The sequence below is a fragment of the Deinococcus sp. YIM 77859 genome, from assembly GCF_000745175.1.
Taxonomy (GTDB): domain Bacteria; phylum Deinococcota; class Deinococci; order Deinococcales; family Deinococcaceae; genus Deinococcus.
In genome coordinates this window covers 112591-131655 of sequence record NZ_JQNI01000002.1, presented here as the reverse complement: position 1 = coordinate 131655, position 19065 = coordinate 112591, and the positions used below count along the sequence as shown (strand labels likewise).

The window sequence follows — 19065 nt, the reverse complement described above, 5'->3', positions numbered from 1 at the left end:
TCACTGTCTGCCACCGCTCACCAGTCCTTTCGAATGCCCGCGTAGGCCCAGCCGGGGCCGATGTAGTCGTAATTCACCGGGCCGGTGTCGATCAGCACGGTGTCCGCGTAGCCGGTCGCCACCCCCACCTGCTGCACCGGGAGGGTGGGATCCGCCTTGGTGGGCAGCCCGACCGGCGCGCCCGTCCCCCCGGCCTTCTTGCGGGGGGCCAGCGTGCCCGCCAGGGCGACCCCGCCCACGGCGAGCACGCCCAGCACCGCGACCACCAGGACGGGCCGCCGCATCACGCCACGGCCCTGTAGGCGACGAACCCGGCCACCAGGACGCCCACGCCGATCAGCGCGAAGGTCATGGTCTGGCGCTGCTGCTCAGCCACCAGGCGGTCATGCTCGATCTGGGCCTGAATCGCCGCCGTCTGGGCGTTGGCCGCGGCTTCCGCAGCCTCCGCCTTGGCCTTGCCCGTGCCGGTGACGGCATCGACGATGTTGCTGATGGGGTTGGCGAGTGCGCCGACCGCCGCGAGCCATTCCATGCAGTCCCCCCCTTAAAGCGTCCCGCCGCGCAGCTTCAGCTCGGCCTGGGCGTTGAGCTGGGCCGCGTCGAGCACCCGGATGGGCGTGTCAAACACGGGCAGGCTCAGCTCGTGCCCGGCGTACTGGTCGAACACGACCGGCGTCCGGCTGCGCACGGCCAGCTCCAGGCGGAACTGCGGGGGCAGCGGGTACTCGCGGCCCTCCGCGCCGAAGGTGGGGGCGCTGCGGGCGTTGGTCTGATCCGTCTCGTGGATCGAGCGCAGTGCGCCGCCGAACAGCTTGGCGCTCGCCACGTCGCTGCCGAGCGGGCGAACCACGCGCAGCTCGAACTCGCCGTCACCCGTGGTGAAGTACACCGCGACGCGGGTGGCGTTGCCGGGCCGGTCCACCGTCACGGTGCCCGCGGCCCAGTCCACCGCACTCACCGGCGCGGCCTGCCAGGTTGTGCCGCCGTCGGCACTGGTGTAGGCCAGGACGTCCGGGTGGAAGAGGTTAGGAAAGGCGGCCCCCGGGCGAGTGGACCGGATCAGGGTATGCCCGGCGGCCGCCAGGTTCACCACGAAGGGGCCCGCGGCGGTGCCGCCCGCCACGCCCGTTTCAAACCGTCCCTTGAGGAAAAAGCGGAAGTTCTCGCCCCCCTTGAACAGCATCAGGTGGCCCAGCGGCCCGTCAAAATACGCGACGGTGCTCAGCAGTCCAAGCACCTGCTGGCCGGGCGTGAAGCGGTCGGCGGTCAGGCTGAGCCGCATGGCCTTCGCCAGGGGCTGGAAGGGTAAGGCCGCGTAGGTCATCAGTTCAGCTCCTCAAAGTCGATCTGCACGAAGCTCTTGCTCCAGTCCACAACCTGCGGGCCGTCCACATACAGCAGCAGCTCGTGCGCCTCCTGAATCTCGATGCCCGGGCCCACGTTCAGGTCCGCCTGGCCGATGATGGTGGCCTTGAAGTCCTCGTTGCGCTGCTGGGTGGTGTCCAGGTCACGCCAGATGCTGTAGGGCAGCGCGCGGTGGAAGCGGGGGAATTCGTCGGCGGGGCCGCGGGTGGCGACCAGCACCTTCGAGGCGCCGCTGATCTTGTTCCCGGCGGCGTCGCGCAGGTCGAGGATGATGTAGGTGCCGTTCACGACCTGGCCGCGCACCATGTTCGCGTTGTGCAGGCGGTAGACCGCGCCGCGCGGCACGGTGAGCTTGAAGACGGGCGTGGCGGTGCCCGCGACGTTGGCCGTGAGGGCGACGACGTTGGGGTTGCTCTGGCTGGTGATGCTGGTCTTGCGCATGGGTCACGTCTCCTTGGGGGTCAGCGAATGGCTGGGAAGAGGTCTTGCAGGATGTGGGCCATCGCCACGGCCGCGACGCCCAGGAAGGCGTACTGCGCGTGCCCGTTGGGGATGTACTCGATCCCGGCCACGCAACCCACCACGATCCCGAGGCGGGCGAGCTGGCGGTTGGTCCCCAGCCCGGGTGCCTCGGCCCCGGCCTTGCCGTCCGCGTCCGGCGCGTAGAACTTGAGCTTGCCGTTCTCCAGGCTGGCGATGCCGAAGGTGTCGCGCATGCTGGTCCAGAGCTGCTTTTCGAGGACCGCGCCCGCGGCCGCGCCCGCCGCCGTCGCCAGGACGCGGGGGTCAGTCAGGGTCTGGACAATGTTGCCGTCGGGCTTGCTGAGCCACTGCTGTTCTTTCATGCGTTCTCCTGAGAGGTCTGCTCGATCTGCATGGCGGCGTACTGCTGACGCACCAGCAGGCGGATCGCCTCGTGAACGGCCCGGGTCACGGCGAGGCGCTCGCACCAGTCCACAAGGGGCAGGTCCATGTACCGGCCGATGGCGGGCAGGGTGTGGTCCAGGCGCTCGACCCGCTCGAGCACGAAGGCCACCACCAGGTCTTCACGCGGGCGGCCCTGACCGTTGCCGGGAAGGGTGTTGAAGGCTTCCTGGATCCCCTCGCGGGCCAGGCGCTTCGCTTCCTCCCAGGCGCGTTGCAACACCTGCGGATTCACGCGGCCACCGCCACACGCCCACCCATGCCGTCTCTGCGAATCACCATGGTTTTCCCCCTTTTGCTGTCCCGCACGGCGTACTCCGGCAGGCCGCCGTCATCGGGACGGGCGAACGTGCTGGGGTCCGGCAGGTCGGGAAACAGCCCCTGAATGCGTTTGCGGTCGTTGAAATCACTCATGTTGAAGACGACCAGGACGTTCACCTGCTTGATGGCGAGGTGAGAGAGCGTGTCGCCGGTCGGGCTCTGGAGCGTCTGGGTGATCTTCACCAGGTCGAAGCCGAACTTGCGGCCCTCGGTCTCCAGCCGGGCGAAGGCCTTGGGCATGGCCCGCTTGGGCAGAAACAGGTGCGTCTCGTCGAACACCACCAGGACTTCCGTGAAGTCGGTGTTGTACTCGCCCAGGGTCCACAGCGCCTCGCCCAGCACCTCGAGGAAGCTCAAACAGTTCTCGCCCGGCGCAACCTCGAAATGGACGGTCTTGTGAAAGCGGATCAGGTCGGCCACCGCGTCCCTGCTGTAGGCCACCTTCTGCTGTTCCTCGCCCACGTACTCGCGGTGCGCGCAGTGGCTCGACAGCTCTTCTGTGGTGTTGATGATCACCATGTGCCGGTAGCGCCCGGTCATGGCGGGCAGCAGCTCCTTGTCGACCCAGTGGCTCTTGCCGCTGCCCGAGGAGCCGCAGACGAGCATGTTGCGGTAGCCGCGTCCGGCCATTACTCGGCGTCCTCGGGGTCTTGCAGCAGGTCGCGCAGGTAGTCGGTGGCGTCACCGTCCACCACGATCACGCGCGGGCGGGGCGGGCTCAGGAAGCCCTCGATGATCTTGAGGAGGCCGTAGGCGGCCAGGCTGGTCATCAGGATGTGCTCGGCATTGTCTCTCATGCGACGGTCGCTCCCTTTCGGGTCACGGGGTTCAGGGCGGTCTTGGCGTTCAGCAGGGCGATGGGATTGCGGAAGTACCGGGTGGTCAGGGCCTCTTCGATGGGGTCCAGTCCCTCCAGCGGGCGGGACACGCCGCCCGTCGCCGGGTTGTGCGGGCAGAAGCGCGGGTTGGGCAGCGCCTCCTGAATGACGTCGAAGTGAAGGTGAGCGTTGTCCGTGCCGCTGGTGCCCAGGCGGGCGATCAGTTGCCCCGCCTTCACGGTCTGGCCGGTCTGCACGGCGCGGCTGTCCAGGTGCGAGTAGCGCGTAAAGACGCCCAGCGCGGGATGGTGAATAACGATGTTGTTGCCGTACCCGTAACGGCTAGCAGGCGGCGTGCTGCTCACCACCACGCCGTCAGCAATGGACACGACGGCCAGGCCCATCGGTCCCAGGAAGTCAACCCCAGTGTGATAGCCGTAGCCACGCCGGTAGGTGCCGTGGGCCCAGTGGCCCAGGAAGCGCGGACCGATCCGCACGCGGTTCAGGTCCACCGGCCAGAACAGGCCGCCCGCCGCCGGAGTCGGGGTGCTGGGGGTGCCAGGCGTGGCGGGTGTACTCGGCGTGTCGGGTTGGGGGTGGGTGATGGGGTTATTCACCACTGCCTCCCGCACCCGCTCCACTGAAACCGATATTTGTCGCCGCAAGAGGAGTGCCGTGCCCAGCGCCAGCAAACCCAGCCCCAGCCACTTCTTCTGCTGGTCGGGCGGCATGTTCGAGAGGCTTAACATACTTGCTCCTGGTGGTGTAGACGCCCCAGCCCAGGACCACGACGCCCAGCGAGACGCTGAGCCACTCGGGGAGCTTGCCGCCGCCCGCCGTGAGGCCGTAGGCCGCCAGCGCGTCCGCCAGGCCGCTCGCCTGCACGCCGAACGCGACGAGGGGGTTGCTCTTGAAGTCGTCCTTGTAGGCATCGGCCAGCCCCTGGGGCAGCCCGAAGGCGGACAGCTCGGCCACGACGCCAATGATCTGCTCGGGCGACATGGGCGGCGCGTCGGGCACTTCCGGCGCGCCGGACTCGGGCGCGGGTGGGGTGCCCAGGGCCGCGTCCGCGAGGGTCGGGCCGGGGATGGGAGGCGCGGTCAGCTCTTCGGCGAGCGGCGGCGCGTCCGGCACGCTGGGCGGGGGACCGGGGGGAAAGGAGAGGATTTCAGGCGCGGCAGCGGTCATGCGTGACCTCCGGCAACCAGCCACGTCGCGGCGGGCGCGGGCGTGGCAGCGGGAAGGATGGGGGCGGGGTTGGGCGTGGCCACGCGCGTCCCCTGGGCTGCCGGTGCGGGATCACCCGAACGGCGATGCTTCACGGCTCCCGTGAGCACCAGCAGACCAGCGGCGAGCGAGCCACCCAGCGCGACCAGAACGGCCGGTTGCTTCAGGCCGCGCCGCGCCGGAGCGGGCGGGGCCTGTGTGGGTGGAGCGGTTGGGGGTACGGCTGTTGGGGAAGGTGCGGGTGCGGACGGCACCAGCGGCGCGGCCTCGATCAGTGAGCGGGTCAGGGGGTCGAGGCCGGTGAAGGCTTCGCCCTGGACCTGAGCGGGCGCGGCGGGGGGCGGAGCAGGAGGAGGCGCGGGGGGAGTGGGACGGCGGCCAGGCAGCCGCGAGGGGTCCATGCTCATCCCTTGGCCCTCCGGCTGAGGTTGCGGGTGGTGGCGTCAGCGTTCGCCAGGCTGCCCGTGACCTTTTTGCCCTCGCTGTAGAGGTCTTTCGTGGTTTCGGTCATCTCGTGCCCGGCCGCGCGCAGCTGGGCGATGACGAACACGGCCACGAAGCCCACCGCCGCGATGCCGAAGAGGCTGGTGGGTTTGTTCACCGCGTCGTTGAGGGTCTCGGCAGCGGTCGGCGGTTTGGAGGGCTCGCTGACCGCGCCGGGCGTGGTCGGCGGTGCCGGTACGGCGACCGGCCCGGCGCTCACGCCGTTCTGCACGTCTGTGGGCGTGAGATTAATCCCGAACTGGCGCAGGACTGTCGGGGTGAACAGCGCCGCCAGAATGATCTGAAGGATCATGGGGATGGCCATCAGCTCACCACCACCCACAGGAAGGCGATCCCCGTCTTGGGGTCGTAGCCCTTGCGCGGGTAGTACTTGTATCCGGCGGGCACTTTGGGCAGGGGGGCCTGTTTGGTCTGACCTGCGCTGTTGGCGTAGAAGTTGCCGCTGGGCAGCCGGATGTTGGTGATGCCCTTGGCTTTCAGCGCAGCTTCCACAGCGGGCCGCGCAAAGCGGTCCCAGAAGGTGCTGCTGCTAAAGACGAATGCCGCCGCCTTCTGCATGATCGGCGACGTAACCTTGAATTGCAGCTTGTTGAGGCCCTTCCGCAGCGTGTCAGTGCTGCCCAGGGGGACGGTGTAGATCCCCGAGGGCTTCACGGTTGCAGCGGCAGGTGCCGCCACTGCGGTCATCTGCATGGTGCCGCTCGGAGCGGTGCCGACTGGCGTATCCGTGATCATCTGATGAAGGCGTATCAGACCGAAAACACAGAATCGACAGGGGAACTTGATGTGGCATCCGCAGTGGGATGCCACTTCTTTACCGGCTCACACGCAGAAAATTAAGCCATCTTAATGGTTGAAAACGGCTACTTCTGGAGAGCCTTCAGGTACGCCTCGCCCATGTTCCGGGCGCTCGTCTGGGCGTAGATCTGGGTGGTTTCGATGCGCTTGTGACGCAGGAATTTCTGCACCTGGTCGAGCGGCATCCCCGCGTCGAGCAGGATCGTCGCCACCGAAGCCCGCAGGCGGTGGGGCGTGACCTGCTTCTGGAGCCCGGCGGCTCGGGCAGCGTCCGCCACCAGGCGCTGCACCGCGCGGGGCGTATAGGCGTCATGGCGGTTACTCTCGAACAGGTAGCCCACCGTGCGCCCATTCAGGTGGGTCCGCAGTTCCTGGGCCAGCTCGGGCAGGATGGGCACGTAACCATCACTCCCCCCCTTGGCGTGCAGGATGCGCACCTGGGGCGGTTCCAGGTCCAGGTACAGATCAGAGGGCCGCAGGTTCACGAACTCGGACACCCGCGCGCCGGTGTAGAAGAGGGTCTTGACCATCAGGCCGTAGCGCGGCGCGCGGCGGTAGGCGTGATGGATCAGCCGGTCGACCTCGCCCCGGTCCAGCCGGGCCACGGTGCGCTGCCGCTCGCGGGGTGGGGTCAGGCCCAGCTCGCGGCGGGCCTGCTCGACCGCGTGCTTGGTCTGGTCGTAGGTCAGGTGGTGCCGCCGGAACAGCCGCACCAGCTCGCGGGCCACTTCAGCAACCGCGCCAGAATGCGGCGGGCCAGAGTTCGCATTGCGTTTTTGACCGCGAACTCTGGCCCGTTTTAACGTGGACTGTGTGCCGCTCACCCCGGCATTCTAGGGGGGAAAGTTCGCAGTATGCGTATTAGGCGAACGGTTCATCCCCACCTGCGTGGGGAAGGTGCGTTGACCTGCTGGAGCAGCCGGGGCGGAATCCTGATCGACCCGTGCTTCTCCAGGTACTGGCGCAACCCCAGGATTTCGATGCCCAGCACCTTCCCGCCGCGGGCGTAGTCCACGTGGAACGCCCCGACGGTGCGGGTCTCGTGGACCTTGCCGGAGGCGAGGCGGATGTACGCGGCGTTGGCCTCCTCGTCGATGCGGATGCCGGGACCCTGCATGTTCAGCCCGCGCGCTTGGTGGTGCGCGGCTTGCCCTTGGTGCGCGGGGACACGACCTTCACGCTGACCAGCCCCTCTAGCGCTTTGTCCAGCCCAGGGTCACCGCGCTGCCCCTCGGCCCACAGCTCGGGGGCCAACTGGTGGGTGTCCCAGAAGCGGGCCTCCTCCACCTGGCTCTTGAATTTGGGGATGTCTTCCATGCGGTGGATGGTCTTCATCGGTAGCTCCGCTTCTCGGCCTCAGTCATGGGGCGGCAGTGGATGATTCGCAGTTTACCCGGGAGCGGCACAGCCACAATGTGCAGCAGCGGGCCATTGGGCTTGTCCTGGGCGAGATACCGCACCCGGTTGTCCTGCGGGTAGGCAGCCCCCTTGCCGCGCGGCCGCCCCGAGGCGGGGAGCCTGATCTTTCGTGGATCGCGCAGGGCGTTGAGAATCTGACTCACGGTGACGCCGTGCGTCAGGGCGTGGTCAACGATCTCGATTTCCACCCGCTCACCCTACCCGGCAGGCGTACTCGAACAGCGCGTCGAGCTTCAGGGCCACGCCCTTCCCGATGCCGGGCCGGTGCAGCAGGCTCGCGCCTTCCCCGATCCGGGAGTACTCGCCCAGGCTGCCGATGTGCTCAAGCACCGTGTCGGCCGCTTGGGGGCTACCCAGCAGAATCACGAGCAGCTCCCGGTCACTCAGCTCGGCGATGGGGCGCGGGCGGCGCTTGGAATACACCTGGTTGAAGCGCGCCGCGCCGGGGTTCTTGGTGGCCCGGCGATAGGGGGACCCGACGGGGATGCCACTCAAAGCACGACCTCCACGAGAAAAAACGGGGTCAACAAAAGGCCAGGAAGGGCGACAAGGTAGGGAATCACAACGTAACCCCCGCGTCTTTGGCCTCCTTCGCCAGACGGCCCAGCTTGAGGTTGAGGTTCCGCACACGGGTTTGATGCGTGCGGCGGGCCTGTTCGGTGCGTGCTGCTTGGAGCCGCTGCCGAGCCGCGTTCAGGTCATTCAGGGCCTTGAGGTGATCGGCGCGAATGGCGTCCCCACTTCGGTGCTTGCGGGTGGCCGCCTTCGCCTTGCGGGTGGCCGCGCCCCGCTTGGCCTTATCGCTGCGGTGGGCCGCACCCATCTCCTGGCTGTGGCGCAGGGCTTCAGCCTTGGCCAGGATCCGCTGTCCCTCCTCGGTGAGCAGACCATCCGCCAGGTCGTTTTCCAGCTCACGCAGTTCCTTCGCGCCCAGCTCGCCGCGCCGGTGGGCCGCGCGCGCCTCCAGGTACTGGACCCGGTACTTCAGGGGAAGACTTAGGCCCGTGGCCTCATCACGCCGATTGATCCGGGTGACAATCATGCCCTCGGTCGTCTTGGGCGCGGCCACCTTCAGCTTGAGGGGTTGCCCGTCGCGCGGCGTGCGCACAAAGCGCCCGGTACGCGGGTCTTTCCAGCGGGTGGACACCACCTGAATCGGGTAGGGATGGGCCGGACGGCGAGAGGCCGCCCCGGGCTGCGCCGCTGGCCGCTTCTCCCCTTTGCGGCGCACCGTGCCGCCCTTGAGACCGCCGCCCACCGGCCCGGTCCACCGCCAGCGCCCGCCCACCTCCTCGGCCTTGCCCTGGATGCTGAGCATGGACAGATCAAGCAGCGTGTCCTGCGCCGAGCGGCCCGTAGTCTGGGCGAGCGTTTCGGGCAGCACCGGCCCCCTGGCGGCCCGAAGGGCCTGTTCTGTGGTGGTCATGCACTCTCCTTTTCTGCAAAGAGCGAAGTTGGGTGGTTGTGGGCGCGAAAAGATGTGGCAGCCCCTTCAAGCGGCAACACGTGGGAGAACAGCGGTGAGGACGCGAAAAGTCGAGTGCTGCAACCTCTCGACAAGAGCCGCGCGGCCGCGGGCCTCCAGCTGCGCGCGGTGGCCGCCAGCGCTTCGCCCCGTTCTGCTGTCCACGTACCCACGTTCACGTCAGCACCTGGCCCTTCTCGGTCCCCAGGTCGCGGATGTTGTAGCCGGTGGCCGCGCGTGCCTCACGGTTGAGGTGGGCCATCAGGACCGCGCCGGGGTTGGTGAGGTTCTGGCCCTGCATTCGGTAGCGCTCGACCGCCTGGACACAGCGGCGCACCGTCGGCACCCCCAGATGAACGAGCGCCTTGTAGTAGCCCACGGCGGCCACCGCGTGCGTGCCCGGCGCGTCGTGGTGAATGGCGATCTGCGTGGCGAGTTCCCAGAGGTCGGGCCGCTGCACTCGCAATCTGTCTAGACAACCTTCCAAATCTCCGCCGTGCGAATCCACCCCAGCCGCCCCTTTCGTTGCCAGCGGCGCAGCGTCGAGCCACGCCTGAACCTGACCGGCGAGCGGGGCGACTGGGGACGAACGACCCTTATTCCGGGGTTCGCGGTTTTCCACAACGCCCTTTTGTTTTTGAGTTTCTAAGGGTCGTTCTTTAGTCCTCTCAAATTGAGAGGGTGAGTCCAGGACGACAAAAATCCCGTCTTGTTCCACCGGCTCCGCGTAGTACGCCTCTTCCAGCTCGGCGGGCAGGTCGGGCTCGAACATGGCGACCGTGAAGAGGGTGCCCACGTTGCGCCGCTCGCCTGCCACCTCACGCTGCACCTTTTGGGTTCGGATGAAGAGATGGGCGAGCGGGTGCCTCAGCGCCCGGTAGAAGGTCGCCACGCTCATTCCGCAGGCCCGGGCAAAGCAGTGGTCTCCCCCATCCACCTTCAACACCACCTGCTCGCGGACCTGCACCGGCTGCCCGGACGCACTCACGCGCAGGTAGCAGCGCTTGCGCAGTTCCTCCACGATGGCGATCAGGTTGCGGCCCTGCGCCCCCGAGAGCCGCCCTCCGGCAAGGCTGGTGGAGCTGATCGACGTGAGCACCTGGCCCCAGGCGGCCCCCACCGGTCGCGCCAGCGGGCTGAGGCGTTGCGTGGGCGTCCACCGGAAGACGACCGGCGTGCGGACGTGTTGCGGCTCGTAGTGCGCCAGCACGGGCTGAGCCTTGACCGACCGGCGGCCCAGGCCCAGGGCGCGCAGCGCGTCCTCACGGGACAGCAGGCGCGGGGCCGGATTGCGGTGGCGAGCCGGGATGGGGGCCGCTTCCCCCTGCATCCTCGCGGCGAACTGGGCACGCAGCAGCTCGCGGCGGGCGGCCTCCCGCTGCAACTGCGCGTCTGAAACGGCTGGCAGGCGGGAAATCACTCGAGCTCCGCCCCCTCCAGCATCCGCCCCGCCTTGCGCCGCTGGAACTGCACGGCGTGCCCGGCGCGGCGCACCAGGGCGAGCACGCGCGGATTCGTAGGGTGGCGGCGCGCGATGGCCTCCACCCGGGCGGCCAGGCGCTCGAGTTCCGGCACGTCGAGGCGCTGGCAAGCGTCAATGGCGAGGCTGGGGATGCGGTTCAGCTCGACGCAATCCACCTGGGCGGCGTTGGGTACAGCCGCGAAGGCACGGACAACGGACGTTGAATGGGTCATGGGGGAGTCCTTTTTTGACGGCCAGCACGGCAAAGAAGTGGCATCCCTATCGGGGAGCAACACCGACCTGCCAACCGGGGGCGGGTAAGGGGCAAAAGGAACGTTGTGGACGGCCCAGACGTGGCGTCCAACCGTGGATTCGGGAGGGGGTTCCGGTCCTCGACGGCCGGGTTAGGGGAAGGTCGAGGGGGAGGGTCGAGCGGGCAGCCACAGCGTTCTGCCCGCCGCGAGCTGTGGGGAACGGCCCCACCGGGGCGGGTCACGGGCCTGGCGGCTCACGGGCTGACCCCCCAGCGCCGCATCACCCAGGGGAAGAGGTAGCGGCTGCGCGGGGTGGTGTAGCCCAGCGGCTCGCTGAGGGCGCAGCGGTCGCAGCGCAGCGAGAGTTGCTGGGCGCGCAGGGCGGGCAGGGGTGTGCCCATGATCCACACGTCCTCGTGAGCGCACTTGGGGCAGCGGGCCAGACTGCGGTCAAGGGTAGGCAGGCTCAAGCCGGACCCTCTTTCCTGCTCGCGGGCGGGCTGACCGGCGGGGGCACCAGGCTCGCCGCGTACCGGGCCAATCGCTCGGCCACCAGGCGTGCGGCCTGCTCGGGCGTGCCGCCCCCCGGGACTCCCTCGATGACCACACCCGCGAAGTAGGGGCGCGGCGCGTCCTTGCGGCGGCCCCTCACGAGGCCACCTGCTCGGTCAGCGCCTGGTCCAGGGCTGCCGCGTCCTCGCGCAGCAGGGCGGGCAGATGTGAATGGCCCACCGACTCGAGCGCAGACGCTGCCAGGCGGAGGCGCTGCACCAGGACCCGCACACGCAGTTCAGGCAGGTTGACCCCCGGCGTGACCGTCGCCGCGCCGCTCATGCCCCCACCTCTCCAGCACAGTCCAGATGAGCGGCCCGCAGGCGCACCCCCGCGCGCACGGTGGCCACCGCAAGCGCCAGCAGGCCCAGCACCAGGCCGGTCATCGGCGCTGCTCCAGGTCGAGATACCGTTCGGCCTCGCTCATCTGGGCAGGCGTGGGCACCCGCACGGCCTTCTCCAGCTCCTCCGCGAGCGAGGTCAGGTGATCGGCCATCGGCAGCTCAGCCGCCAGCGTGTAGGCGTGTGCCGTGGCGCGCAGGTACAGCAGCAGGTCACGCACCAGCATGGGCGAAACGACCACGTCGGGGCAGAGGGGCGACAGCAGCACGGAGGGATAGGGCAAGGGGGGGTTAGTGCTCATCGGGTGTCTCCTGGGGGGAAGGATTTGCGTCTTTTTCAGAGTCTGGTTGCTCTAGCACTTGATTGCTAATCTTGGCCGAAAAAAGAGCCTCTATAGGGACTCCTAGGGCCTCTGCCAACGGTGCAGCAATATCTAGAGAAGCCGTCTGGATCGCGCCGCGCTCATGCTTCTGGATCGTAGAAATTTTGACCCCAGAAATCGCTGACAGCTCACTCTGGGTAAGCCGACGCCAGACCCGTAGCCGTTTGAGTTGGCTGAGCGCGTACGGATTCTCGGGCATGAACTCATACTAGAGTCTTACAGCTAGCTTTTCAATGCTATAGAGGCAAAAGGTTAGGCGGAACGCAACTCAATGTATAGCATTCTCGTACTAGCGAGCGGATGCTAGCGAACCTCCTACCTATGGCAACCCCCAGAGCGCGCAGCAAGCAGAAGGCTACCCCAGCCTGGGCCGAAGCTCTTCGCGAGCGTCGGATGAAACTCGAACTGTCGCAGGAAGAGGTTGCCGCGCGAACGGGCGACGCTCTTTCGCAGCGCACTATCTCAGCCCTTGAAACCGGCGCGACCCCTCTGGAGAAGGTGGCTATCTCACGGGTGATCAGTCTTGCAAACGCCCTGAACTGGACATTGCGCCAAATGCAGGAGGCGACGGGGATTGACCTGGGAGCTGCGAATCATGACGGTTGGACTATCGCCGGTTCCGGCCCCCAGCTCCTCACCCCTATACACAACGTCTACCGCGTCCCCGTGATCGGCCTTGCCAGCGCGGGCGCGCCCGTGGCGGACGACCAGGACGCGCGCATCATCGGCTGGGAGTATCCCGCCGCCGACGAGTACCGCCCGCACATGCTCTGCCTCCAGGTGGACGGCGAGAGCATGGACAACGGCGACACGGACGGACTGCGCAACGGTGACCGGCTGTATGTGGACACGCGTGACCTCACCTTGCAGGACGGCAAGGTGTACGTGGTCCACGTCCACGGGAATGGGATCGTGGTGAAGCGGGCGCGGCAACTCGGGAACGACTGGTGGCTGTTCAGCGACAACAGCAACTTCAGCCCCACGCGGCCCGATGAGGCGACGATCATCGGGCGGGTGTACTGGCACCAGCCGCGCGGGAAGCGGTTGTAAGAGTGCTGTGACTCACTATCTCAAATACTTCGCCCGTCATGAAAAAACTGTTTCTATTGAGTGGCCTTCTTCCTTTGCTCCTGGCTGCCTGCGGGAGCGGCAGCACAGTGACAGCACCCCCAGCCAATATCAACCCCAGTGGGGCTTGGGTCGCCACCGAGACGGTCAATGGTGTTCAACGTGCCTGGGACATGAACATCAATGCTGTCAATGGTTCGTGGTCTACGACCTCACTGTGGCAGGGAAGTTCTGGAATTATCGATATTCTCAGTATCTCAGGGACTTACACGCCTTCGACCGCCTATCCCCTCAACAGCAACATAACGGTTCTCCAAATGGGAGACTCCGCCTGCAAGGTGGACGGCATCTCATACATCCTCAAATCCGTTGTGAGCGGTCAGTTCGTGTCGAGCAATCTCTACAAGGGGACGGAGGATCATTTCGTGTGCGAGAACGGCGGCTTCGTCTACAAGGGGTCAGGTACGTTCGCAATGACGAAGAACTGAAGGAAGCCGCAACGTGTGGGGAGGGGGGGTGTCCACTATGACCTCTCCCCTCCCCGCCGCCATCTACCTGCGCGTGTCGGGCAAGCACCAGGCCGAGGGCCGCTTTGGGCTGGCCGCCCAGGAGCACGAGTGCCGGGCGTATGCGGCGCGTGTGGGCCTGCGGGTGGCGCGGGTGTACGTGGACGTGATCAGCGGGGCGCGCGACGAGCGGGCACAGTTCACGCAGCTCCTCGCGGACGCGGCGGGGTACTCGGTGGTGATCCTGGGTGTGCAGGACCGCCTGGCGCGTGATGTGCCGCTGTCCTACGCGATGCTGGGCGCACTTCAGCGGGCTGGGCTGCGAGTCCACAGCGCCCTTGAGGGGCCGCTCGACCTGGAGGACGACGGCCATGCGCTGAATTTCGGCATCCGTGCCGTGATCGCTGACCAGGAGCGCCGCCGCATCACGGCGCGGATGTACGGCGGCAAGCTGGCAAAGGTGCGTGACAGGGGCCAGCCGGTCGCGCCCATCCGGGCCTACGGCTGGAAGGACGGCGCGCCGGACCCCGAGACAGGGGCGCGCGTGGCCTGGATCTTCGAGCAGGTGGAACGGCGCGGGCTGAACCAGGTGCTCGACGAGCTGGAGCGCCTGGGCGTCCCCTCCCCCACGGGGCGGCCACGCTGGGGCAAGACAGCGCTGCTGAACCTGATCCGCAATCCGCTCTACCGGGGCGAGTACGGCTACGGGCGCAAGGGGGAGCGCCTGACGCTGGCGGTGCCTGCGCTGGTGACCCCGGAGCAGTGGGCGCGCACGAACGCCGCTGTTGCGCGCCGCTTCAAGGGGTCGGGGCGGGCTGGGACACTGGCGCACATCTACCACCTTCAGGGGGTGGCGCGGTGCGGGGAGTGCGGCAGCACCATGAGTGCCCACAGCCCCACGCCCAGAGACGGGGCAGTACGGCACCGCTACTACCATTGCCGGGGCACGCTGAAGATCGCCGGGAGGCGCTGCGAGCACCGGCGGTCCTATCCCATCGATGTGCTGCACCAAGTCGTTGCTGAAGGGCTAGCCGTGCTGCTGAGCGAGCCCAAGTTGCTTGCCGAAGCTGTGGCCCGCGGCGTACACGAGCGGCCCGGATCGGGGCCAGGAAGAGTGGCCACGGAGCTCGCTCGTCTCGATGCGGAGTGGGAGCGCTGGAAGGGTGCACTGCGCGCCGGAGCGATCACGCCGGAGGAGCTGGCCGCCGAGCGCCGCCGAATTGATGCCGCTCGCGCTGCCCTCAGCACGGTCGAGGCACCGACGCCGCTTGACGTGGAGACATGGGTAGCTCGGACAACTCGGGCAGTGGCTGACCTGCCCCTCGGTGAGGCCTTGAGAGTCGCCGGAATTGGGGTGCGCGTCCATGCAGGCGGCGCGGTAGAATTCGTAGTCACGCCCTGAGGACCAGGGCAATGCCAGGCCGCAGAATCCCTCTGTTAGGCTGAAGGAGTTGGTTTATACGCGTGCACACCTAATCACCTACGGCTGCCAGATGAATGAGTACGACACCCATCTGGTCGAGTCGCAACTCGTGAGCTTCGGCGCGGACATCGTCTCCAGCGTGGACGAGGCCGACTTCGTGCTGATCAACACCTGCGCGGTGCGCGGCAAACCCGTTGAAAAAGTTCGCTCGCTGCTGGGCGACCTGCGCAAGCAAAAACAGCAGCGCCCCCTCGTGGTGGGCATGATGGGCTGCCTCGCGCAGCTCGAAGAAGGCCAGCAGATCGCCCGCAAGTTCGAGGTGGACGTGCTGCTCGGGCCCGGCAGCCTGCTCGACATCGGCAAGGCGCTGGAGGCCAATGAACGCTTCTGGGCGCTGCACTTCCGTGACGAGCTGCACGACCACATCCCGCCGCCCCCACAGGGCAAGCTGCAAGCGCACCTCACGATCATGCGTGGCTGTGACCACCACTGTACCTACTGCATCGTGCCCAAGACGCGTGGCCCGCAGGTCAGCCGCCACCCCGACGACATCCTGCGCGAGCTTGACCTGCTGCTGGCCGCCGGAGTCCAGGAGGTCACGCTGCTGGGCCAGAACGTGAACGCCTACGGCGTGGACCAGGGTGCGAAGCTCGCGGGCTATCCTTCGTTCGCAGATCTGTTGCGCCTGGTGGGCAAAAGCGGTATCCGGCGCATCAAATTCACCACCAGCCACCCCATGAACTTCACCGAGGACGTGGCCGCCGCGATGGCCGAGACGCCCGCCGTCTGCGAGTACGTGCATCTCCCGGTGCAGAGCGGTTCCAACCGAGTGCTGCGCCGCATGGCCCGCGAGTACACCCGCGAGAAGTACCTCGGTCACATCGCGGAGATCAAGCGGCACCTGCCGGACGTGGTGCTTGCCACCGACATCATTGTCGGTTTTCCAGGCGAGACAGAAGAAGACTTCCAGGAGACGCTCAGCCTCTATGACGAGGTGGGTTATGACTCCGCCTACATGTTCATCTATTCCGCTCGTCCCGGCACGCCGAGCTACAAGCACTTCGCGGACCTCCCCCGCGAACTCAAAACCGAGCGGCTCCAGCGCCTGATCGCCAAGCAGAAGGAATGGAGCGCCCGCAAGAACGCCGCCAGGGTCGGCACCATTCAGGAAGTCCTGCTGCGCGGCGACGCCCATGACCCCGGCTTCCTCGAGGGCCATACGCGTGGCAACCATCCCACGGTCGTGCCGAAGGCGCTGGGCGCGAGCGGCCCGGGCATCTATCGGGTGCGCATCGAACACGCCACGCCGCACATGCTGTACGGGCGGCTCATCGGTGCCGACGGGCAAGACCTCCCGGAACTGCCGAAGTTCAACCCCGAGGCGGCGGCGCTGAGTAACCCGCTTCAGATGGTGTAGACGCAAAAGGGCCGGGGTGCAGATGCTCCGGCCTTCGCCCCTTCAGGGGAGCGTGAGCGTCAAGGCCGAGGTCGCCACGTTCAGCGTTCTCACCGCGTCCGCAGGTTTGCCCTTTTCGACGAGGCGCACCTTTGGCCGGGCCCACGCCTGCAAGGTGTACGTGCCGGCGGGGAGGTCCAGCGTCAGTGCGGCGGAGACGCGCTCACCCGGCCGCAACCGCTGCGGCAACGCGGGAGCCGTCAGACAGGGCTGGTCCTCGTTCGTGACGCTTCTGCCCGTCGCCGCGGGGAGCAGCGTGTATCCCGCCGTGAAGGGCCGGGGGCAACGGTCCTCCAGCAGCACGTCATACGGCCCCAGGTTCACCAAGGACACGGTCAGTTGTCGGCCCTGCACGGTCGCCTGCGCCGCCAGGTTCGATCGGGGCGTGACGGCGGGCGCACAGGCGGTGAGCAGGCCCAGCAACAAACCTCCGGCAAGTCTTCTCATACGACCAGCATGGAGCCCGCCGGTGCCTCCTGTATTTGTGTTCGCCTCACGTTCCCTCAAGGCCGCATCACCCGCGCATCAGCTTCATCCACGAGAGTGAGGCTTATGAAAAAGGTGTTGCTGGGAGCGGTAGGGCTGAGTGCGGTGCTGGCGAGTTGCACGGGCGTGGGTGTGGCGTACGAGCCCGTCACCATCACAGCGATCAACTCTTTTACCTCCGACTACTACCGCGTCGTGACGGACCCGACGACCGGGCAGCCCCGGAACGAATACGTCATCTGCTCTGACCGCCCCACCACCGTCTACATGGACGTGAGCTGGAACGGGCCCTTGAGCCGCCTGGACGCTCGCTTCGAGGGGGCGAACAGCGGCGAGGCGACAACCAAGACGACCGGCACCTTCCCGGCCGACATCAGTGGCCGCGATACCTTTACCTATCAGTTCGCTGCAGGAGCTGCCCCCCTCAGCGTCAGCAAGGGGAGCGCTCTGGGTGCCCAGAAGCTCAAGGGGCAGGCGATCATCGTGAATCCGGTGAACAAGGGCACCACCTATGTCACCGTGTGGGGCTACAACCCCAATGGCCTCAAGAGCAACGAGTACGACGCACCCGGCGGGATCCCGGTCGTTACCTGCGGCTGAGCACCTCCAGCATCCCTCAAGGCCGCCCCACGCGAGGCGGCCCCTTTGCTTTTCTCCTCAGCGCGTGCCGTACTCCTGCGTATCGCTCACCGCGCCGCTGCGGCCACTCGTATTCCCGCTGCCGGTCATCAGCAGGCCGAGCTGCGTTTCGGTGGCGGTCGCAGCGTCCACCTCGCCCACGATTTTCCCCTCGTACATGACGAGGATGCGGTCAGAGAGGTTCATCACCTCGCCCAGATCGGCGCTGACAAGGAGCACGGCAAGGCCCTGATCGCGCGCCTCCACGATGCGGGCGTGGATAAACTCGATGGCGCCGATGTCCACGCCTCGGGTGGGCTGCGAGGCCACCAGAATCTTGGGCTGTTTGCGCATCTCGCGCGCCACAATCAGTTTCTGGGCGTTTCCGCCGCTGTAGCGCCCCGCGTGCAGGGTGGTGCTGCGGGGGCGCACATCGTACTGCTCGCTGAGCTGGCGGGCATTTTCCTCGATGGCCTCCAGGTTCAGAAAGCCCAGCGGACCCGCGAAGGGGGCGCGGTCATGCTCGCCCAGGATGTAGTTTTCGGCGGTGGTCATGTCGAGCACCAGACCACGTTCGTTGCGGTCTTCGGGGATATGCGAGACACCCGACGCCTCCACCTCACGCACGCCGCGCGCGGGACGACCCAGGTACGTGATCTGGCCGCTGTCGACGGGCAAGAGGCCAGTAATCGCCTCGACGAGTTCGCTTTGTCCGTTTCCCTCTACGCCTGCGATCCCGACGATCTCGCCCGCGCGAACCTGGAAGGAGACGCCGTCTACAGCGTTCCCGTGGGCCCCCTTGACGGTGACATTCTGCACGTCGAGGGCCACCTCGCCGGGCCGAGCGGGGCTTTTTTGCACCTTGAGCGTGACGTCACGGCCCACCATCATGCGGGCAAGGGTCTCGGTGGTGGCCCCCTGGGCGGGAATCGTCCCGATCATCTTGCCGTCGCGAATCACGCTGATGGTGTCACTGATGTGCAGCACCTCGTGCAGCTTATGGGAGATAAAAATGACGGCGTTGCCGCTGGCCGCGTACTGGTGTTTCAGGAAGTCAAAAAGTTCGTCCGTCTCGGTCGGCGTGAGCACAGCGGTCGGCTCGTCGAGAATCAGGATGCGCGCGCCGCGGTAGAGCGTCTTGAGGATTTCCACCTTCTGCTGAAGGCCCACCGGGAGATCACCGACCAAGGCGTCGGGGTTGAGGTCAAAGTTGAAGCGCTGGATCAGTTCGGCGACCCGCCGCCGGGCACCCGCGTAGTCGATGGAAGTCCCCGCTCTGGGCTCGGCCCCCAGGATCACGTTCTCGGTGACCGTCAGGGTATCCACCAGCATGAAGTGCTGAAAGACCATGCCGATGCCGCGCGCAATGGCTTGCGAGGGGTCACTGAGCTGCACAACTTCGCCGTCCACCACGATTTCACCGCTGGTGGGGGGTTGCGCCCCGTACACGATCTTCATCAGGGTGCTTTTGCCCGCGCCATTTTCTCCGCACAGGGCGTGGACGCTGCCCCAGCGCACCTGCATAGAAATGTTGTCGTTCGCCAGCACCAGCGGAAAGCGTTTGGTGATGTTCCGCAGCTCCAGCGCGTACTCGGCGTTGTGCCGCACCTCACGGAGCACGTCGTTCGTCGGGGCCGTCATGGGCTTCAGTGTAGCGCTGCGCCTCCCCTGGCTC

The 19065-nt window shown here is 67.0% G+C and carries 33 protein-coding genes; 5 read left to right on the top strand and 28 right to left on the bottom strand.

The window, feature by feature from the left end:
* Positions 1-17: 17 nt before the first annotated feature.
* The 26 genes from EI73_RS00830 to EI73_RS16920 all read right to left on the bottom strand — a co-directional run bounded on the left by EI73_RS00830 (position 18) and on the right by EI73_RS16920 (position 12032).
* Positions 18-284 carry a hypothetical protein gene (locus EI73_RS00830; RefSeq protein WP_034383177.1) on the bottom strand — a complete coding sequence of 89 codons (267 nt, stop codon included), beginning with the start codon at positions 282-284 and terminating at the stop codon, positions 18-20.
* Positions 284-532 (bottom strand): hypothetical protein, encoded by a 249-nt coding sequence (locus EI73_RS00825; RefSeq protein WP_034383175.1) that lies wholly within the window; start codon positions 530-532, stop codon positions 284-286. Before EI73_RS00825 ends, EI73_RS00830 begins: the two co-directional genes overlap by 1 nt.
* A 12-nt stretch (positions 533-544) precedes the next feature.
* Positions 545-1324 (bottom strand): hypothetical protein, encoded by a 780-nt coding sequence (locus EI73_RS00820; protein ID WP_034383173.1) that lies wholly within the window; start codon positions 1322-1324, stop codon positions 545-547.
* Positions 1324-1806 carry a hypothetical protein gene (locus EI73_RS00815; RefSeq protein WP_034383170.1) on the bottom strand — a complete coding sequence of 161 codons (483 nt, stop codon included), beginning with the start codon at positions 1804-1806 and terminating at the stop codon, positions 1324-1326. The genes EI73_RS00820 and EI73_RS00815 overlap by 1 nt, the downstream gene beginning before the upstream one ends.
* A 20-nt stretch (positions 1807-1826) precedes the next feature.
* Positions 1827-2210 carry a hypothetical protein gene (locus EI73_RS00810; protein WP_034383167.1) on the bottom strand — a complete coding sequence of 128 codons (384 nt, stop codon included), beginning with the start codon at positions 2208-2210 and terminating at the stop codon, positions 1827-1829.
* Positions 2207-2524, bottom strand: a complete 318-nt coding sequence (locus EI73_RS00805) for a hypothetical protein (RefSeq protein ID WP_034383165.1) — start codon at positions 2522-2524, stop codon at positions 2207-2209. Before EI73_RS00805 ends, EI73_RS00810 begins: the two co-directional genes overlap by 4 nt.
* Complete coding sequence (locus EI73_RS00800) at positions 2521-3240, bottom strand: ATP-binding protein (protein WP_034383162.1); 720 nt, start codon at positions 3238-3240, stop codon at positions 2521-2523. Before EI73_RS00800 ends, EI73_RS00805 begins: the two co-directional genes overlap by 4 nt.
* A complete protein-coding gene (locus tag EI73_RS16175; protein WP_156103428.1) occupies positions 3240-3407 on the bottom strand; it encodes a hypothetical protein in 168 nt (55 codons plus the stop codon). Before EI73_RS16175 ends, EI73_RS00800 begins: the two co-directional genes overlap by 1 nt.
* A complete protein-coding gene (locus EI73_RS15555; protein ID WP_197050729.1) occupies positions 3404-4045 on the bottom strand; it encodes a M23 family metallopeptidase in 642 nt (213 codons plus the stop codon). The genes EI73_RS16175 and EI73_RS15555 overlap by 4 nt, the downstream gene beginning before the upstream one ends.
* Positions 4038-4616: a hypothetical protein gene (locus EI73_RS16480; RefSeq protein ID WP_034383159.1), complete on the bottom strand. Its 579-nt coding sequence runs from the start codon at positions 4614-4616 to the stop codon at positions 4038-4040. Before EI73_RS16480 ends, EI73_RS15555 begins: the two co-directional genes overlap by 8 nt.
* On the bottom strand, positions 4613-5062 hold the full coding sequence (locus tag EI73_RS00785) for a hypothetical protein (protein WP_034383157.1): 450 nt from the start codon (positions 5060-5062) through the stop codon (positions 4613-4615). The genes EI73_RS16480 and EI73_RS00785 overlap by 4 nt, the downstream gene beginning before the upstream one ends.
* Positions 5059-5463: a hypothetical protein gene (locus tag EI73_RS00780; RefSeq protein WP_034383154.1), complete on the bottom strand. Its 405-nt coding sequence runs from the start codon at positions 5461-5463 to the stop codon at positions 5059-5061. Before EI73_RS00780 ends, EI73_RS00785 begins: the two co-directional genes overlap by 4 nt.
* Positions 5463-5894 carry a hypothetical protein gene (locus tag EI73_RS00775; RefSeq protein WP_034383152.1) on the bottom strand — a complete coding sequence of 144 codons (432 nt, stop codon included), beginning with the start codon at positions 5892-5894 and terminating at the stop codon, positions 5463-5465. Before EI73_RS00775 ends, EI73_RS00780 begins: the two co-directional genes overlap by 1 nt.
* 128 nt (positions 5895-6022) lie before the next feature.
* Complete coding sequence (locus EI73_RS00770; protein ID WP_231557247.1) at positions 6023-6685, bottom strand: tyrosine-type recombinase/integrase; 663 nt, start codon at positions 6683-6685, stop codon at positions 6023-6025.
* Between the two features lie 146 nt (positions 6686-6831).
* Positions 6832-7074, bottom strand: a complete 243-nt coding sequence (locus EI73_RS00765; protein WP_034383146.1) for a DUF2283 domain-containing protein — start codon at positions 7072-7074, stop codon at positions 6832-6834.
* A gap of 2 nt (positions 7075-7076) precedes the next feature.
* Complete coding sequence (locus tag EI73_RS00760; RefSeq protein ID WP_034383144.1) at positions 7077-7292, bottom strand: hypothetical protein; 216 nt, start codon at positions 7290-7292, stop codon at positions 7077-7079.
* A complete protein-coding gene (locus tag EI73_RS00755; protein WP_034383141.1) occupies positions 7289-7564 on the bottom strand; it encodes a hypothetical protein in 276 nt (91 codons plus the stop codon). The genes EI73_RS00760 and EI73_RS00755 overlap by 4 nt, the downstream gene beginning before the upstream one ends.
* A 4-nt stretch (positions 7565-7568) precedes the next feature.
* Positions 7569-7871 (bottom strand): hypothetical protein, encoded by a 303-nt coding sequence (locus EI73_RS00750; protein WP_034383138.1) that lies wholly within the window; start codon positions 7869-7871, stop codon positions 7569-7571.
* Positions 7872-7935: 64 nt separating this feature from the next.
* Positions 7936-8802 carry a hypothetical protein gene (locus tag EI73_RS00745; protein ID WP_034383136.1) on the bottom strand — a complete coding sequence of 289 codons (867 nt, stop codon included), beginning with the start codon at positions 8800-8802 and terminating at the stop codon, positions 7936-7938.
* A 214-nt stretch (positions 8803-9016) separates the two neighbouring features.
* On the bottom strand, positions 9017-10261 hold the full coding sequence (locus EI73_RS00740) for a hypothetical protein (RefSeq protein WP_034383133.1): 1245 nt from the start codon (positions 10259-10261) through the stop codon (positions 9017-9019).
* A complete protein-coding gene (locus tag EI73_RS00735; RefSeq protein ID WP_034383131.1) occupies positions 10258-10536 on the bottom strand; it encodes a hypothetical protein in 279 nt (92 codons plus the stop codon). The genes EI73_RS00740 and EI73_RS00735 overlap by 4 nt, the downstream gene beginning before the upstream one ends.
* Positions 10537-10811: 275 nt before the next feature.
* Positions 10812-11027 (bottom strand): hypothetical protein, encoded by a 216-nt coding sequence (locus EI73_RS00730; protein WP_034383129.1) that lies wholly within the window; start codon positions 11025-11027, stop codon positions 10812-10814.
* Positions 11024-11209: a hypothetical protein gene (locus tag EI73_RS00725; protein ID WP_034383128.1), complete on the bottom strand. Its 186-nt coding sequence runs from the start codon at positions 11207-11209 to the stop codon at positions 11024-11026. The genes EI73_RS00730 and EI73_RS00725 overlap by 4 nt, the downstream gene beginning before the upstream one ends.
* On the bottom strand, positions 11206-11391 hold the full coding sequence (locus EI73_RS00720) for a hypothetical protein (protein WP_034383126.1): 186 nt from the start codon (positions 11389-11391) through the stop codon (positions 11206-11208). The genes EI73_RS00725 and EI73_RS00720 overlap by 4 nt, the downstream gene beginning before the upstream one ends.
* Before the next feature lie 100 nt (positions 11392-11491).
* Positions 11492-11752, bottom strand: coding sequence for a hypothetical protein (locus EI73_RS00715; protein ID WP_034383123.1), 261 nt, complete (start codon positions 11750-11752; stop codon positions 11492-11494).
* Positions 11742-12032 (bottom strand): helix-turn-helix transcriptional regulator, encoded by a 291-nt coding sequence (locus tag EI73_RS16920; protein ID WP_081908932.1) that lies wholly within the window; start codon positions 12030-12032, stop codon positions 11742-11744. Before EI73_RS16920 ends, EI73_RS00715 begins: the two co-directional genes overlap by 11 nt.
* Positions 12033-12133: 101 nt before the next feature.
* Between EI73_RS16920 and EI73_RS00710 the strand changes: the two genes are divergently transcribed.
* Genes EI73_RS00710 through miaB form a run of 4 tightly spaced genes read left to right on the top strand, consistent with a single transcriptional unit; the run spans position 12134 to position 16247 of the window.
* Positions 12134-12883, top strand: coding sequence for a LexA family transcriptional regulator (locus EI73_RS00710; RefSeq protein ID WP_081908931.1), 750 nt, complete (start codon positions 12134-12136; stop codon positions 12881-12883).
* 38 nt (positions 12884-12921) lie between these two features.
* Positions 12922-13389 (top strand): hypothetical protein, encoded by a 468-nt coding sequence (locus tag EI73_RS16170; RefSeq protein WP_156103426.1) that lies wholly within the window; start codon positions 12922-12924, stop codon positions 13387-13389.
* A 37-nt stretch (positions 13390-13426) separates the two neighbouring features.
* Positions 13427-14809, top strand: a complete 1383-nt coding sequence (locus EI73_RS15550; RefSeq protein WP_051935353.1) for a recombinase family protein — start codon at positions 13427-13429, stop codon at positions 14807-14809.
* 49 nt (positions 14810-14858) lie between these two features.
* The gene (miaB, locus tag EI73_RS00700) at positions 14859-16247 is read left to right on the top strand and encodes a tRNA (N6-isopentenyl adenosine(37)-C2)-methylthiotransferase MiaB (RefSeq protein ID WP_255344488.1); all 1389 of its coding nucleotides are present in this window, start codon (positions 14859-14861) and stop codon (positions 16245-16247) included.
* Between the two features lie 42 nt (positions 16248-16289).
* Here miaB and EI73_RS00695 read toward each other — a convergent pair whose 3' ends face one another.
* Positions 16290-16733 carry a hypothetical protein gene (locus tag EI73_RS00695; RefSeq protein ID WP_156103425.1) on the bottom strand — a complete coding sequence of 148 codons (444 nt, stop codon included), beginning with the start codon at positions 16731-16733 and terminating at the stop codon, positions 16290-16292.
* A gap of 105 nt (positions 16734-16838) precedes the next feature.
* Here EI73_RS00695 and EI73_RS15545 point away from each other — a divergent pair, with 105 nt between their 5' ends.
* Positions 16839-17372, top strand: a complete 534-nt coding sequence (locus EI73_RS15545) for a hypothetical protein (protein WP_051935352.1) — start codon at positions 16839-16841, stop codon at positions 17370-17372.
* Between the two features lie 57 nt (positions 17373-17429).
* Here the strand turns inward: EI73_RS15545 and EI73_RS00690 are convergent, their stop codons facing one another.
* Positions 17430-19031 (bottom strand): ABC transporter ATP-binding protein, encoded by a 1602-nt coding sequence (locus EI73_RS00690; RefSeq protein ID WP_034383110.1) that lies wholly within the window; start codon positions 19029-19031, stop codon positions 17430-17432.
* Positions 19032-19065 lie beyond the last annotated feature (34 nt).